Raw genomic sequence first — 13,958 nt, 5'->3', positions numbered from 1 at the left:
AATCTTGTCTTGACAGGGCCGCTCCTATACCATTTCGGCCCACCTTGAAAGAGGATGTTCCATGCGTGCACCGCTGATCGCCGGCAACTGGAAGATGAATGGCTCGCTGAGCCTGATCGATACCTTCGCCGAGGCGCTGTCCGGCGCCGAATTGCCGCAGGCGGTGACGCTGGCCCTGGCGGTTCCCTTTCCCTATGTCGGGGTGGCCAGGGAGCGGTTGCCGCAGAGCGTCAGGCTGGCCGGCCAGACCCTGAGCGACCAGCCGAGCGGAGCCTTCACCGGCGAGGTGAGCGGCGCCATGCTTGCAGACGTCGGCGCCGACATGGTGCTGGTCGGACACTCCGAGCGGCGTACCCTGTTCGGAGAAGACGACGCGGCGGTGCTGGCACGGGTGCAGGCCGCGCTGGGTCAGGGGCTGACGCCGGTGCTGTGCCTGGGGGAAACCCTGGAAGAGCGCGACGCCGAGCGTACCGAGGCGGTGGTGCTCGGTCAGCTCGAGGCGGTGATGGAAGCCCTCGACAGTGACGAGCGCGCGCGCCTGGTATTGGCCTACGAGCCGGTCTGGGCGATCGGCACCGGTCGTACCGCAACGCCTGAGCAGGCGCAGCAGGTGCATGCGGCGATTCGTGCACGACTCGAACGTTACGATGGCGCCCTGGCGGCGTCCATGCAGGTTCTCTACGGCGGCAGCATGAAGCCCGACAACGCGGCGGAATTGCTGGCCCAACCGGACATCGACGGCGGCCTGATCGGCGGAGCATCGCTGAAGGTCGACGATTTTCTAGCCATTTGTCAGTCAGCAGGTTGAATCCATGCAAGTTGCCATTCTCATGATCCATGTGGCGATCGCCATCGCCCTGGTCGTTCTTATCCTGCTGCAGCAGGGCAAGGGCGCCGATGCCGGCGCCTCCTTCGGTGGCGGTGCCTCCCAGACCGTCTTCGGTTCCCGTGGCAGCGGCAGTTTCCTGTCCAAGGCGACCGGGGCGCTGGCGGCGTGTTTCTTCGCCACTTCCCTGACCCTGGCCTACTTCGCCTCCGAAGCGGGCAATTCCGCGCCAGAGGCGGGTATTCCCGACGCCGAGGTGATCGAGCAGCAGAACAGCGCGCCGACCCTGGATGACGAAAGCACCCAGAACAGTGCGCCTGCGCTTGAGGAAGAAAGTCAGGAAAATTCTGCGCCTACGCTTGACGAAGGTTCAAGCGACGTGGATAATGCAGCGCCAGTGCTGGAGGACAGCCAAGGCTGATCTCCGGAACTCCCCTAGCCGAAGTGGTGGAATTGGTAGACACGCTATCTTGAGGGGGTAGTGACCTTACGGTCGTGCGGGTTCAAGTCCCGCCTTCGGCACCATCCTCGTATTCTGCAATGACGGCGTGGATGACAAGCTCTCCCGGTGATGACCGGTGATCTTCTCTCAGGGTTGGCGGTTCGGTGAAATGCCTTGACGCCCTGGTCAAGGCGCAGTATACTCACCGGCCTAGATTGATGCGGGGTGGAGCAGTCTGGTAGCTCGTCGGGCTCATAACCCGAAGGTCATCGGTTCAAATCCGGTCCCCGCTACCATCTTCTTGGCAGGCATGCAGGTATCCTCAAGGGGCATGCGAACTTCTGCCAGATGGTGACAGGTTTCTTGGAAAAAGCCCCTTCCTGTGAAGGGGCTTTTTGTTAGCAGCTTGCCGGGGCTCGCCCGGCGGCGCGAACGCCAATCAGCCACCTGACTTTCCTGTTCACTCCCGGCCAGGTGCTGATGCAACGGCTGTAGGAGCTTTCATTCGTGGCGACCAAAGATGCTGCGCTCAATGCGTTGATCGAACCGGTGGTAACGGCCATGGGGTTCGAGCTCTGGGGTATCGACTATCTGTCCCAGGGAAAACATTCCCGTCTGGTGATTTACATCGATCACGCCGATGGCGTCAGTGTCGACAACTGTGCCGATATCAGTCGACAGGTCAGCGCCATCATGGATGTCGAGGATCCCATCGCCGGGGAGTACCGTCTCGAGGTATCTTCGCCCGGGATGGATCGTCCGCTGTTCCGTCTCGATCAGTTCTCCCGTTACGCTGGCCATCACGTGGCTCTGAAGCTGCGCGCTCCCTTCGAGGGTCGGCGCAAGTTCCAGGGCGTGCTCGCCGGAACCGAGGGTGACGAGGTGCTGGTGCAGATCGACGGTGAGGAATACTGCTTTCCGATCGACGGCATCGATCAGGCGCGGGTGGTTCCTCAGTTTGACGAGTGACGCTCACTGATGCGCGACGACTGATGCGCGACAAGAGAGAACAAGGATCGGTTTTTTGGCGAGGCTTTAAGGCATGAGTAAAGAAATTCTGGCGGTCGTTGACGCGATCTCCAACGAGAAGGGTGTCCCCCGCGAGGTCATCTTCGAAGCCGTCGAGGCGGCGCTGGCCAGTGCCTCGCGCAAGCGCTTCGAGGATGAGGAAGCCAGCGTTCGCGTACACATCGACCGGATGACCGGCGAGTACGAGACCTTCCGCCGCTGGGTGGTGGTCGAGGACGATGACTTCGACGGACCCGACGCCGAGATCAAGCTGACCTTCGCCGAAAAGCGGGATCCGCCGCTGGGCCTGGGTGACGTGGTCGAGGAGCGCATCGAGAATGCGGCCTTCGGTCGTATCGCCGCCCAGACCGCCAAGCAGGTCATCGTGCAGAAGGTGCGCGAGGCCGAGCGTGCCGAGGTCGTGCGCATCTATGCCGAGCGTGAAGGTGAACTGGTCGCGGGTATCGTCAAGAAGACGACACGTGACGGCCTGATCATTGACCTGGGCGACAACGCCGAGGCCTTCCTGCCTCGCAGTGAGATGATCCCCGGTGAGCGCTACCGCATGAACGAGCGGGTGCGCGCACTGCTGGTCAAGGTCGACGCCGAGGCGCGTGGCGCCCAGTTGATCCTGTCGCGCACCAACCCGCAGATGATCATTGAGCTGTTCAAGATCGAGGTTCCCGAGATCGCCGAGCAGCTTATCGAGATCAAGGGTGCGGCGCGTGATCCGGGCTCCCGGGCCAAGATCGCGGTCAAGACCAACGACCGTCGCATCGACCCGGTGGGCGCTTGCGTCGGCATGCGCGGTTCGCGCGTGCAGGCGGTGTCCTCCGAGCTGCAGAACGAACGCGTCGACATCGTGCTGTGGGACGACAATCCCGCACAGCTGGTGATCAACGCCATGGCCCCGGCCGACGTCGCCTCCATCCTGGTGGATGAGGATGCCCACGCCATGGACGTGGCCGTCGCCGAGGACAACCTGGCCCAGGCCATCGGCCGTAGTGGCCAGAACGTGCGTCTCGCGTCCGAGCTGACCGGCTGGCGTATCAACGTCATGACCGAAGCCGACGCCGAGGCCAAGCGCGACCAGGAAATCGACAGTCTGGTCGAGCACTTCGTTCAGCACCTGGACATCGATGATGATGTCGCTCGGCTGCTGGTCGAGGAAGGTTTCACCTCGCTTGAAGAGGTGGCCTACGTACCGGTCGAGGAAATGCTGGAAATCGAAGAGTTCGACGAAGACCTCATCGAGGAGCTTCGAGCTCGCGCCAAGGACGAGCTCTTGAACCTGGCCATTGCCTCCGAGGAGGAACTGGACGGAGCCCAGCCGGCGGATGATCTGCTGGAGATGGACGGAATGGAGCGCCATCTGGCCTTCATCCTGGCCAGCCGTGGCATCAAGACCATGGAAGATCTGGCTGAACAGTCTGTCGATGATCTGGTGGACATCGAAGAGGTGGACGAAGAGCGCGCCGCGGCATTGATCATGACCGCCCGTGCGCCTTGGTTCGAGAGCGAACAGTAACAGGGTCACGGGCTGAGGAGGGTCGTAATGTCAGAGATGACCGTTAAGGATTTTGCAGCGAAGGTGGGGCGTGAAGTGCCCCGTCTGCTGGAACAGATGAAAGAAGCCGGACTCGAGCACAAGTCGGAAGCCGACGCCGTGTCCGAGGAAGACAAGCGCAAGCTGTTGGACTTTCTGACCAAGAGCCATGGCGGTGGCAGCGGTGTGGGCGCGGCTGCGCGCAATCGCATCACCCTGACCCGCAAGACGCGCAGCAAGATCAAGACCAGCGAGCGCGGCAAGACCATCGAGGTCCAGGTCCGCAAGAAGCGCACCTACGTCAAGCGTGACGAGGCCCAGGAAGAAGCCCCGGCGCCGGTCGAGGACCACGGTCCGCGTCAGCTGGTCGGCGACATGGCCGATTCCCGTGCACGTCGCGAGGCCCAGGAGGCCGAAGAAGCCAAGCAGCGCGCCGAGCAGAAGGCGAGCCAGGACGCCGAGCAGGCCGCCAAGGCCAAGCGCGAGGCCGAAGAGGCCGCCGTCGTGCCCGACATTCCGGTGCCCGAGCTCGACACCTCTGCCCCGGCTGGCGACGAGCCGCCGGCGCCGCCCAAGGAAGGTCGTGGCGACGTGCGTCGTGCCGCCGTCAAGAAGGCCGCCGCCAAGACCGGCAAGAAAGGCCGTGGCGAGCGTGACGACGACGATCGCAGCGACCGCGAAGAGCGTCGTCGTGGCGGTGGCAAGAAGGCCAAGCGCGCCGAGCGTCGTGGCAGCCGTCGTGGCGGCAGCCAGGGCAACGGCAAGCATGGCTTCCAGAAGCCGACCCAGCCGATCGTGCGTGAGGTCTCGATTCCCGAGTCCATCTCGGTGGCCGAACTGGCCGACAAGATGTCGATCAAGGCCAACGAGGTCATCAAGGCCATGTTCACCATGGGCGCTGCGGTGACCATCAACCAGACCATCGACCAGGACACTGCGGCTATCGTGGTGGAAGAAATGGGCCACACGCCCAAGCTGGTCAAGGACGATGCCCTCGAGACCGAAGTGCTCGAAGCCATCTCCTACGAGGGCGAGGAAATCACCCGCTCTCCGGTGGTCACGGTCATGGGTCACGTCGACCACGGCAAGACCTCGCTGCTCGACTACATTCGTCGTGCCAAGGTGGCCACCGGTGAAGCCGGCGGTATCACCCAGCACATCGGTGCCTACCACGTCGAGGACGACAGCGACGGTGTGACCTTCCTCGACACCCCTGGTCACGCGGCGTTTACCGCCATGCGTGCCCGTGGTGCCAAGGCCACCGACGTGGTCATCCTGGTGGTGGCGGCCGACGATGGCGTCATGCCCCAGACCATCGAGGCGGTGGAGCACTCCAAGGCTGCCGAAGTGCCGATGGTGGTCGCGGTCAACAAGATCGACAAGCCGGAAGCCGATCCCGACCGGGTCAAGAATGAGCTGTCCCAGCACGGCGTGATCTCCGAGGAGTGGGGTGGCGACACCCAGTTCGTCCACGTCTCCGCCAAGTCTGGCGAAGGCATCGAGGAACTGCTGGAAGCCGTTCACCTGGTCTCCGAGGTGCTCGAGCTCAAGGCGGTACCGAGCGCACCCGGCAAGGGTGTGGTGGTCGAGTCTCGCCTCGACAAGGGCCGTGGCCCGGTGGCCACCGTGCTGGTCCAGAACGGTACCCTGAAGAAGGGCGACATCGTACTGGCCGGTCTGCACTACGGCCGTGTGCGTGCCCTGACCAATGAACTCGGCAAGCAGGTCGACGCCGTGGGTCCCGCCATGCCGGTGGAGATTCAGGGTCTCGATGGCACCCCGGAAGCCGGTGACGACTTCATGGTCGTGGCCGACGAGAAGAAGGCGCGTGAAGTCGCCAACTTCCGCCAGGGCAAGTACCGCGAGATTCGCCTGGCACGCCAGCAGAAGGCCAAGCTGGAGAACATGTTCTCCCAGATGGGCCAGAGCGAGGCCGCCAAGGTCAACATCGTGCTCAAGGCCGACGTCCAGGGTTCCCTGGAAGCGATCAAGGGCGCCCTCGAGGAGCTGTCTACCGACGAGGTGCAGGTGTCCGTGGTGTCCTCCGGCGTTGGCGGTATCACCGGTACCGATGCCAACCTGGCGCTGGCCAGTGAGGCCATCGTGGTCGGCTTCAACGTGCGTGCCGATGCGGCCGCCCGCGAGATCATCGAGCGTGAAGGTCTGGAGCTGCGCTACTACAGCGTCATCTACCACCTGATCGACGAGGTCAAGCAGGCCATGAGCGGCATGCTCGAGCCCGAGTGGAAGGAAGAGATCGTCGGTATTGCCGAGGTCCGTGACGTCTTCCGCGCGCCCAAGATCGGTGCCGTGGCTGGCTGCATGGTGGTCGAGGGTACGGTCTTCCGTAACAAGAAGATCCGCGTGCTGCGCGACAACGTGGTCATCTACGAAGGCGAGCTCGAGTCGCTGCGCCGCTTCAAGGACGACGTCCAGGAAGTGCGCAACGGCATGGAGTGTGGCATCGGGGTGAAGAACTACAACGATGTCCAGGTCAACGACAAGATCGAGGTCTTTGACCAGGTCAAGGTCGAGCGCACGCTGTAAGCGTTCGAGGAGTCGTCATCCATGCGCGAATTCAAGCGTACCGACCGAGTGGCCGACCAGCTCCAGAAGGAGCTGGCGGTCCTGATCCAGCGCGAGGTCAAGGACCCGCGCCTGGGGATGGTCACCGTGAGCGGGGTCGAGGTCAGTCGTGACCTCGGCTACGCCGATGTCCACATCACCCTGCTGGGTGAGCAGGACCCGGAACGGATCAAGGAAAACCTCAAGGTGCTCAAGCGCGCCGGCGGTTTCCTGCGTAGCCAGGTGGCGCGTCGCATCAAGCTACGTCACGTGCCGGAACTGCGCTTTCACTATGACGAAAGCGTGGTGCGTGGTCAGCACCTGTCATCGCTGATCGAAGAGGCGGTGGCCAGCGATCGCTCTCGCCAACCCGAGGGGGATGACGAGAACGACAGCGGCGAGGACGGGGCCAAGGACTGATGGCCCGTCGTCGTCGAGGACTGCCGATCGATGGTGTACTGCTGCTGGACAAGCCCAAGGGCGTGTCCAGCAACTTTGCACTGCAGCGTGCGAGGCGCCTGTACCAGGCCCAGAAGGCCGGTCATACCGGTACCCTGGATCCCATGGCGACAGGACTTCTGCCGGTGCTGTTCGGCGAGGCTACCAAGTTTTCCAACCAGCTGCTCGAGGCCGACAAGGTGTACCGCACCCGGGTCGAGCTCGGGCAGAGCACCGATACCGGTGACGCCGAAGGCGAGGTCATCGCCGAGGCGCCGGTGCCGGCGCTGGAGCACAGCGACGTCGCGTCGGTAGTGGCGAATTTCATCGGCGAGCAGGATCAACTGCCGCCGATGTATTCCGCGCTCAAGCACCAGGGGCGCAAGCTCTACGAACTGGCGCGAGAGGGCAAAAGCGTAGATCGTGCAACCCGGCGGATAAGGGTGTATGATGCTCGGCTACTTTCCGCCAGCCTCGAGGGCGAGTCCCCTGGATTCGACCTGGAGGTCCGGGTCAGCAAGGGCACCTATGTGCGTACGCTGGCCGAGGACATGGCCAAGGCGCTGGGTTGCGAAGGGCATATCTCGCAGCTCAGACGGCTGAAGACCGGCCCCTTCGATGCCGACGGCATGGTCGATTTCGACACGCTCGAGGCCCAGGACGACGGCCAGCGCCAAGCGCGCCTGGCACCGATCGACAGTCTGCTTCAACACCTCCCGGCTCATCGCCTCAGTGAGGCAGGTGTCCAGGCCCTGCGCTTTGGACGCCCGGCACGCGGTGAGCTCGAGGGCGGCGATTCGGCCATGGCCGAGGAGTCGTTGTATCGCCTCTATCAGGGTGAGTCCTTTATCGGTCTCGGTCTGGTCGAGCCTACCGGGGATATCGTGCCCCGGCGCCTTCTGAGCACGTTCGTCGCGGGCTCAGGGCAAGACTGACCCCCTCAAGGGGTTGCGGCAGCTGGAGACTGCAAATATGCGTGGTCTCCGACATTCATCATTCAGGCATATTGCTTACTGGAGAGACAGATGGCACTTACCGCCGAACAGAAGGCCGAAATCGTCAACGAATACGGCCGTGGTGACAGCGACACCGGTTCCCCCGAGGTTCAGGTGGCCCTGCTCAGCGCCAACATCAACGGCCTGCAGGATCACTTCAAGACCAACAAGCAGGATCACCACTCCCGTCGTGGCCTGATCCGCATGGTCAACCAGCGCCGCAAGCTGCTTGACTACCTCAAGCGCAAGGACTTCGAGCGCTATCAGTCCCTGATCCAGCGTCTGGGTCTGCGTCGCTAAGACGCAAGGCGCTTGCAAAGACCTGGGCGTCAGGACTTCGAGGCTCTTCATCGTCCCTGAACCAGCGTCTGGGTCTGCGTCGCCAAGACGCACGAGCAGCAAGCGCGACAAGGCTTCCTTCGGGAAGCGGCGTCAGACAACGGGCAGCCCCACGGGGCTGCCCGTTGTCGTTGGTGGTACAGCGTTGTGCGCGGTCGCGGCAGGCAGCGGCGGCCACTTGAAACTCCCTTGACCTTTGTGGTGGCCCTCACGGGCTTGACCCCCTAAAATAGTCGCCGAGTCAAAAACGACCCAAACATCGAAAAGTAAAGGAAGTCGCCGTGAATCCGGTCAAGAAGACGTTTCAGTACGGTCGCAGCACCGTCACCCTGGAAACCGGGCGCATCGCCCGCCAGGCCACCGGTGCCGTGATGGTCACCATGGACGACACCGTGGTGCTGTGCACCGTGGTGGCCAGAAAGGAGGCCAACCCGAGCCAGCCTTTCTTCCCGTTGTCTGTCCACTACCAGGAAAAGACCTACGCGGTCGGCAAGATTCCCGGCGGCTTCTTCAAGCGTGAAGGGCGTCCCACCGAGAAGGAAACCCTCACCTCGCGACTGATCGACCGTCCGATCCGTCCGCTGTTCCCCAAGGGCTTCATGAACGAAGTCCAGGTCATCTGTACCGTGCTGTCCACCGATCGCAACCACGATCCGGACATCGCCGCGATGATCGGCACCTCGGCGGCGCTGGCGATTTCCGGCGTGCCCTTCAATGGTCCCATCGGCGCCGCTCGTGTGGGCTTCAATGAAGAGCGTGGCTACTTCCTCAACCCGACCGTCGAGGAGCTCGGCGGCTCCGAGCTGAACATGGTCGTGGCCGGTACCGAGAAGGCCGTGCTGATGGTCGAGTCCGAGGCCGAAGAGCTGCTCGAGGACGAGATGCTGGGCGCCGTGCTGTTCGGCCACCAGGAAATGCAGACCGTCATCCAGGCGATCAACGAGCTGACCGCCGAGGCCGGCAAGGCCAAGTGGGAGTGGCAGCCCGCCGCCGAGAACACCGCGCTCAAGGAAGCCCTGGCCCAGGGCTTCGAAGCCAAGGTCGGCGAAGCCTACCGCATCACCGACAAGATGCAGCGCCAGGATGCCCTGTCCGCACTCAAGGCCGAGGCCGTCGAGAAGCTGGCCGGTGAAGAAGACGGCAAGTTCGAGGCCTCCGAGGTCGAAGGCGCCTTCGCCGGTCTCGAGAAGCGTGTGGTACGTGCCCGCGTGATCAAGGGTGAGCCGCGTATCGACGGCCGCGACCACAAGACCGTGCGTCCGCTGGCCATCGAGGCCGGTACCCTGCCCAAGACCCACGGCAGCGCCATCTTCACCCGTGGCGAGACCCAGGCGGTGGTGGTCGCGACCCTGGGCACCCTGCGTGACTCCCAGCTGATCGAGTCGCTGGAAGGCGAGCGCAAGGACCGCTTCCTGCTGCACTACAACTTCCCTCCGTACTCGGTGGGCGAGGCCGGCTTCATGGGCGGTCCCAAGCGTCGCGAGATCGGCCACGGTCGTCTGGCCCGTCGTGGTGTCCAGGCCATGCTGCCGGCGGAAGAGGACTTCCCCTACACCATTCGCGTGGTCTCCGAGATCACCGAGTCCAACGGCTCCAGCTCCATGGCCTCTGTCTGCGGCACCTCGCTGGCACTGATGGACGCCGGCGTGCCGATCAAGGCACCGGTGGCGGGTATCGCCATGGGCCTGGTCAAGGACGCTGACGGCTACGCCGTGCTGACCGACATCCTCGGCGACGAGGATCACCTCGGCGACATGGACTTCAAGGTGGCCGGCAGCGCCGAGGGTGTCACCGCCCTGCAGATGGACATCAAGATCGAGGGCATCGACGAGCAGATCATGGAAACGGCCCTGAACCAGGCCCATGAGGCGCGGATCAGCATCCTCGAGCAGATGAACACCGTGATCGCCGAGAGCCGTGCCGAGGTCTCCGACAACGCGCCCTCCATGGCCACCATCAAGATCGACCCGGACAAGATCCGCGACGTCATCGGCAAGGGTGGCGCCACCATCCGCAAGATCTGCGACGACACCGGCGCCTCCATCGATCTGGACGACGACGGCACCGTGCGCATCTACGCCGAGGACAAGAAGGCCGCCAAGAAGGCCATCGATACCGTGCTGGCGATCACCGCCGAGGCGGAAATCGGCAAGCTGTACCGTGGCAAGGTGGTGCGTATCGCCGACTTCGGCGCCTTCGTCAACATCATGCCGGGTACCGACGGCCTGGTGCACATCTCCCAGATCGTGCCCGAGCGCGTCAATGACGTGCGTGACTACCTCAATGAGGGTGACGAGATCGTGGTCAAGGTGCTCGACATCGACAACCGCAATCGCGTCAAGCTGACGATCAAGGAAATGACCGAAGAAGAGAAGGCTGCCTTCGAAGCCGAGGAAGCCGAAACCGAGATCTGATCGCACTCGGTGTCTGACGCCCCCGTCGCTGACGCCACGGGGGCGTTTTTGTGTGTGTCCCGCTGATCTCGGCCTGTCGGCGCGATCAGCGGGCGGTAATGAGATGGACATGACGCAACTCGATTCCTCTTCGGCCGCGCCCGCCAAGGCCACCACCCGTCGCCGCGACTGGTGGGCCGTGGTCAGTGTGATGGCCGGCATCTTTCTGCTGGTGACCGCCGAGCAGCTCCCCATCGGGCTGTTGTCCCAGCTCGCTTCCTCGCTGGACGTTAGCGAGGGCAAGGCGGGTTTGATGATCACCGTGCCTGGCGTCGTGGCGGCGTTCGCCGCGCCGCTGTTGCCGGTGGCGGTGGGGCGCCTCGATCGCCGCTACCTGCTGACCGGGCTGATGGCCTTGATGGCCCTGGCCAGTGTCCTCGGTGCATTGATGGACAGCTTTGGCTGGCTGCTGGCCACCCGGGTGCTGATCGGCTGCTGCATCGGTGGCTTCTGGGCCATCGCCGGCGGACTCGCCGGCAGACTGGTGGCGCTCGAGCAGGTGCCGCGGGCGATGTCGCTGATCTTCAGCGGTGTCGCTGCTGCCACGGTGCTGGGGGTGCCGGCGGGGACCTGGCTGGGCGATGTCAGTGACTGGCGCACCGCCTTCGCCGCCCTCGGCGGCCTGAGTGTGGTGGTGTGCATCGGCCTGTGGCACCTGTTGCCGAGCCTGCCCGCCCGCAAGCCGGTACGGCTGGCGAGTCTTGGTGGCCAGCTCAGGGTGCCCGGCGTGTGCATCGGCGCCCTGGCGACCGCGCTTATCGTGGTCGGCCATTTTGGCGCCTACACCTTCGTCAGCCCGATCCTGCAGCGTCTTGGCGGGGTAGCGCTGGGCGATGTCTCTCGCCTGTTGCTGCTGTTCGGCGCGGCGGGGCTCGCCGGCAACTTCATTGCCGGTAGCCTCGCCGGTCGCCGGCCCTACCTCACGGTGCTGCTGATACCCTTGGTGCTGGCGGCCACGACCCTGGCCTTTCCCTGGCTGGGTATCCGCCCGTTCAGCGCCACGGTGTTGCTGATGCTGTGGGGGCTGGTGTTCGGCGGTATCTCGGTCAGCCTGCAGACCTGGATCCTGCGCTCGGCCACCAATCCCGAGGCGGCCACCGCCATGATGGCCTTCGTGTTCAACCTGTCGATCGGCCTCGGCGCCCTGTCCGGCGGCCAGGTGGTGGATGCGCTCGGGCTATCGGCGGTGCTGCTGGCGGCGGGAGGGCTGTTCGTGGCGGCGGCGCTGCTGATCGCGGTGACCCCTGCGCGGGTGGTCAGCCGGCAGGAAACCAGGCCGCCCGGGACGACGTCGCGGACTTGATCCCGGGCATGGCGCAGGGCGTCAGCCCTTATGGCGAGTCGTGGCAGAGGGTAACCTCGGCTCGCTTTCGTTCTTGTTGTTTGATGATGGACTTACCGTGAGTCGAGGAGCCTCGATGTCTTCTTCCCTTGTTGTGCCAGCGAGCCTGCGTGGCTGGCTGGTGCTGGTGGCGGCCGTCGCCGTCTTTGCTGCGGGTATCTGGCCCGTGATCGCGCTGGTCAATCAAGCGCGGCTGGTGCTGGGCCTGCCGGCGCTGGTGGCCTGGAGCTACCTGATCCTGGTTGGCTGTACGCTGACGATGCTGCTGGGCAACCGTCTGCTCCATCGAGGTCAGGACGAAGCCGGTGAGCACGCTGGCAATGGCGATACGCGCACAAGGATCGGAAAGGTGGGAGAGGGCGAGGTCGACGATGAGTGAGTGGTTGCCGCTGAGTCTGACCCTGGGCTACGTCCTGCTGGCCCTGGTCATCGGCCTGGGCGGTCGCGCCGGGCGCTCGTCGAACGCGCTGGAGGAGTGGGGCGTGGCCGGGCGCAGCATGGGCCCGGTCACACTGTATCTGTTGATCGCCGCCGGCAGCGTCAGTGCCTACACCTTCATGGGGGCGCCGGGCTGGGCCTACGCCAAGGGCGTGCCGGTGTTCTACGTGGTGGTCTACCTGGGCTATCTGGCACTGGTGGCCTGGTACTTCGGCCCCCGGGTGTGGGCCTTCGGTGCCCACTTCGGCCATGTTACCCAGGCCAGTGCCATCGCCGATCGTTACCAGAGCCCGGGGCTCGGTGCGCTGGCGGCGCTGGTGATGGCGATCGGCTCCTTGGCCTACGCGGTGCTGCAGACCATCGGCTCGGCCTACATCCTCAACGTGATGAGTGGTGGGCGCATCCCGATCTGGCTGGGGGTGGTGATCGTGCTGGGCGCCATTGCGGTCTATCTCACCCTGCGCGGACAGCGGGCCATCGGTCGTACCAACGTCTTCCAGGGCATATTGATGTTCGCGGTGGCCTGGTCCGTCGGTCTGTGGGCCACCCACAGCGCCACCGGTCAGTGGGGATTTGACGAGGTGTACCGTCAGGCCCTCGCCGAGCGCCCGGCGTTTCTGACCCTTCCCGGCGCCGGTGGCGACATGAGCTTTGCCTTCTGGACCACCTCGATCATCGTCTCGATGCTGTCGTTCATGCCGCCGGTGTGGACCCAGTGGATGAGCGCCACCTCGGCGCGCACCCTGCGGCTCTCTGCCACCTGGCTGCCCAGCTACTATCTGGTAATCCTGCCGCTGGTCACGGTGGGCTTTATCGGCGTCTTCGCCCTGCCGGGGCTCGAGCGTGCCGATACCGTGGTGCTCGAGTACGCCATGGCCAACTTGCCGGTGCTGCTGGTAGGGCTGCTCGGCGCCGGCACCCTGGCCGCCTCGATGTCCTCGTCCGAGCCCTTTATCCACTCGGTGGCGCTGAGCCTCAGCCGCGACGTGATAGGGCCCTGGGCCGGCTTCAGCGATGAGCGTGCCGGGCGCTGGGCCAAGCGCTTGATCGTGCCCTTGATGGCGTTGGTGATTGCGCCGCTGGCGATCGCCGAGCCGGGGAGCTTGGTGATGATCCTGCTGATCGGTCTCGGCTTCGCCTCCCAGGTGCTGCCAGCCTTCATCGGCATGTTCTTCTGGCCCCGGGCCAACGCTCGCGGCGTGACCGCCGGCATCCTCGCGGGCTTTGTGGTGACGGTGGCCTGCATCACCCTGTGGCCGCATCCGCTGGGCATCCATGCCGGCTTCTGGGGGCTGTTGGTCAACCTGCCGGTGTTCGTCGTGACGAGCCTGGCAAGCGCCCCTACCGATCGTGCCGTGGTCGAGCGCTTCTTCCGACTGGCGGCGCCCGCCTGGGCGGAAAAGCGGTGGGGAGCCCACCGGGAAGAGCGTCATGGCCGAGCGACAAGAGGAAGGGCGGTAGACAACGGGGTGTGAGCCCTGGCGCCCGAGGCGACAGCGAGCGCGTCCTGGGGGGCGCTCAACGTGGCATGAAAAAGGCCCCTGCTGGGCAGGGGCCTATCTGGGC

At 64.5% G+C, this 13,958-nt stretch carries 12 protein-coding genes and 2 tRNA genes; all 14 read left to right on the top strand.

Annotation, left to right across the window (positions count from 1 at the left end):
- Nucleotides 1-61: 61 nt before the first annotated feature.
- The 14 genes from tpiA to C9F12_RS20120 all read left to right on the top strand — a co-directional run bounded on the left by tpiA (nt 62) and on the right by C9F12_RS20120 (nt 13,867).
- The gene (gene tpiA, locus C9F12_RS20185) at nt 62-808 is read left to right on the top strand and encodes a triose-phosphate isomerase (RefSeq protein ID WP_108131789.1); all 747 of its coding nucleotides are present in this window, start codon (nt 62-64) and stop codon (nt 806-808) included.
- Between the two features lie 4 nt (nt 809-812).
- Nucleotides 813-1,247, top strand: coding sequence for a preprotein translocase subunit SecG (secG, locus tag C9F12_RS20180; protein WP_045992270.1), 435 nt, complete (start codon nt 813-815; stop codon nt 1,245-1,247).
- Between the two features lie 17 nt (nt 1,248-1,264).
- A tRNA-Leu gene (locus tag C9F12_RS20175) sits at nt 1,265-1,351 on the top strand.
- A 136-nt stretch (nt 1,352-1,487) separates the two neighbouring features.
- Nucleotides 1,488-1,564, top strand: a tRNA-Met gene (locus tag C9F12_RS20170).
- A 211-nt stretch (nt 1,565-1,775) separates the two neighbouring features.
- Nucleotides 1,776-2,237, top strand: coding sequence for a ribosome maturation factor RimP (rimP, locus tag C9F12_RS20165; protein WP_045992269.1), 462 nt, complete (start codon nt 1,776-1,778; stop codon nt 2,235-2,237).
- A gap of 73 nt (nt 2,238-2,310) precedes the next feature.
- Complete coding sequence (gene nusA, locus C9F12_RS20160; RefSeq protein WP_108131788.1) at nt 2,311-3,804, top strand: transcription termination factor NusA; 1,494 nt, start codon at nt 2,311-2,313, stop codon at nt 3,802-3,804.
- Nucleotides 3,805-3,831: 27 nt separating this feature from the next.
- The gene (gene infB / locus C9F12_RS20155; protein ID WP_045992267.1) at nt 3,832-6,369 is read left to right on the top strand and encodes a translation initiation factor IF-2; all 2,538 of its coding nucleotides are present in this window, start codon (nt 3,832-3,834) and stop codon (nt 6,367-6,369) included.
- 21 nt (nt 6,370-6,390) lie between these two features.
- A complete protein-coding gene (rbfA, locus tag C9F12_RS20150; protein ID WP_108131787.1) occupies nt 6,391-6,807 on the top strand; it encodes a 30S ribosome-binding factor RbfA in 417 nt (138 codons plus the stop codon).
- Nucleotides 6,807-7,760 carry a tRNA pseudouridine(55) synthase TruB gene (gene truB / locus C9F12_RS20145; protein WP_108450010.1) on the top strand — a complete coding sequence of 318 codons (954 nt, stop codon included), beginning with the start codon at nt 6,807-6,809 and terminating at the stop codon, nt 7,758-7,760. The genes rbfA and truB overlap by 1 nt, the downstream gene beginning before the upstream one ends.
- Nucleotides 7,761-7,850: 90 nt before the next feature.
- A complete protein-coding gene (gene rpsO, locus C9F12_RS20140) occupies nt 7,851-8,120 on the top strand; it encodes a 30S ribosomal protein S15 (RefSeq protein WP_045992264.1) in 270 nt (89 codons plus the stop codon).
- Nucleotides 8,121-8,440: 320 nt separating this feature from the next.
- Nucleotides 8,441-10,573, top strand: a complete 2,133-nt coding sequence (gene pnp / locus C9F12_RS20135) for a polyribonucleotide nucleotidyltransferase (RefSeq protein ID WP_045992263.1) — start codon at nt 8,441-8,443, stop codon at nt 10,571-10,573.
- A 109-nt stretch (nt 10,574-10,682) separates the two neighbouring features.
- On the top strand, nt 10,683-11,915 hold the full coding sequence (locus C9F12_RS20130; protein ID WP_108450009.1) for an MFS transporter: 1,233 nt from the start codon (nt 10,683-10,685) through the stop codon (nt 11,913-11,915).
- Between the two features lie 115 nt (nt 11,916-12,030).
- Nucleotides 12,031-12,333, top strand: a complete 303-nt coding sequence (locus C9F12_RS20125) for a hypothetical protein (RefSeq protein ID WP_205254740.1) — start codon at nt 12,031-12,033, stop codon at nt 12,331-12,333.
- A complete protein-coding gene (locus tag C9F12_RS20120) occupies nt 12,326-13,867 on the top strand; it encodes a sodium:solute symporter family protein (protein ID WP_108450008.1) in 1,542 nt (513 codons plus the stop codon). The genes C9F12_RS20125 and C9F12_RS20120 overlap by 8 nt, the downstream gene beginning before the upstream one ends.
- Nucleotides 13,868-13,958 lie beyond the last annotated feature (91 nt).

This window comes from Halomonas sp. BN3-1 (genome assembly GCF_003056325.1).
Taxonomy (GTDB): domain Bacteria; phylum Pseudomonadota; class Gammaproteobacteria; order Pseudomonadales; family Halomonadaceae; genus Halomonas; species Halomonas litopenaei.
Note: the sequence above shows the minus strand (reverse complement) of the source record. Positions and strands in the feature narration are given on the sequence as shown.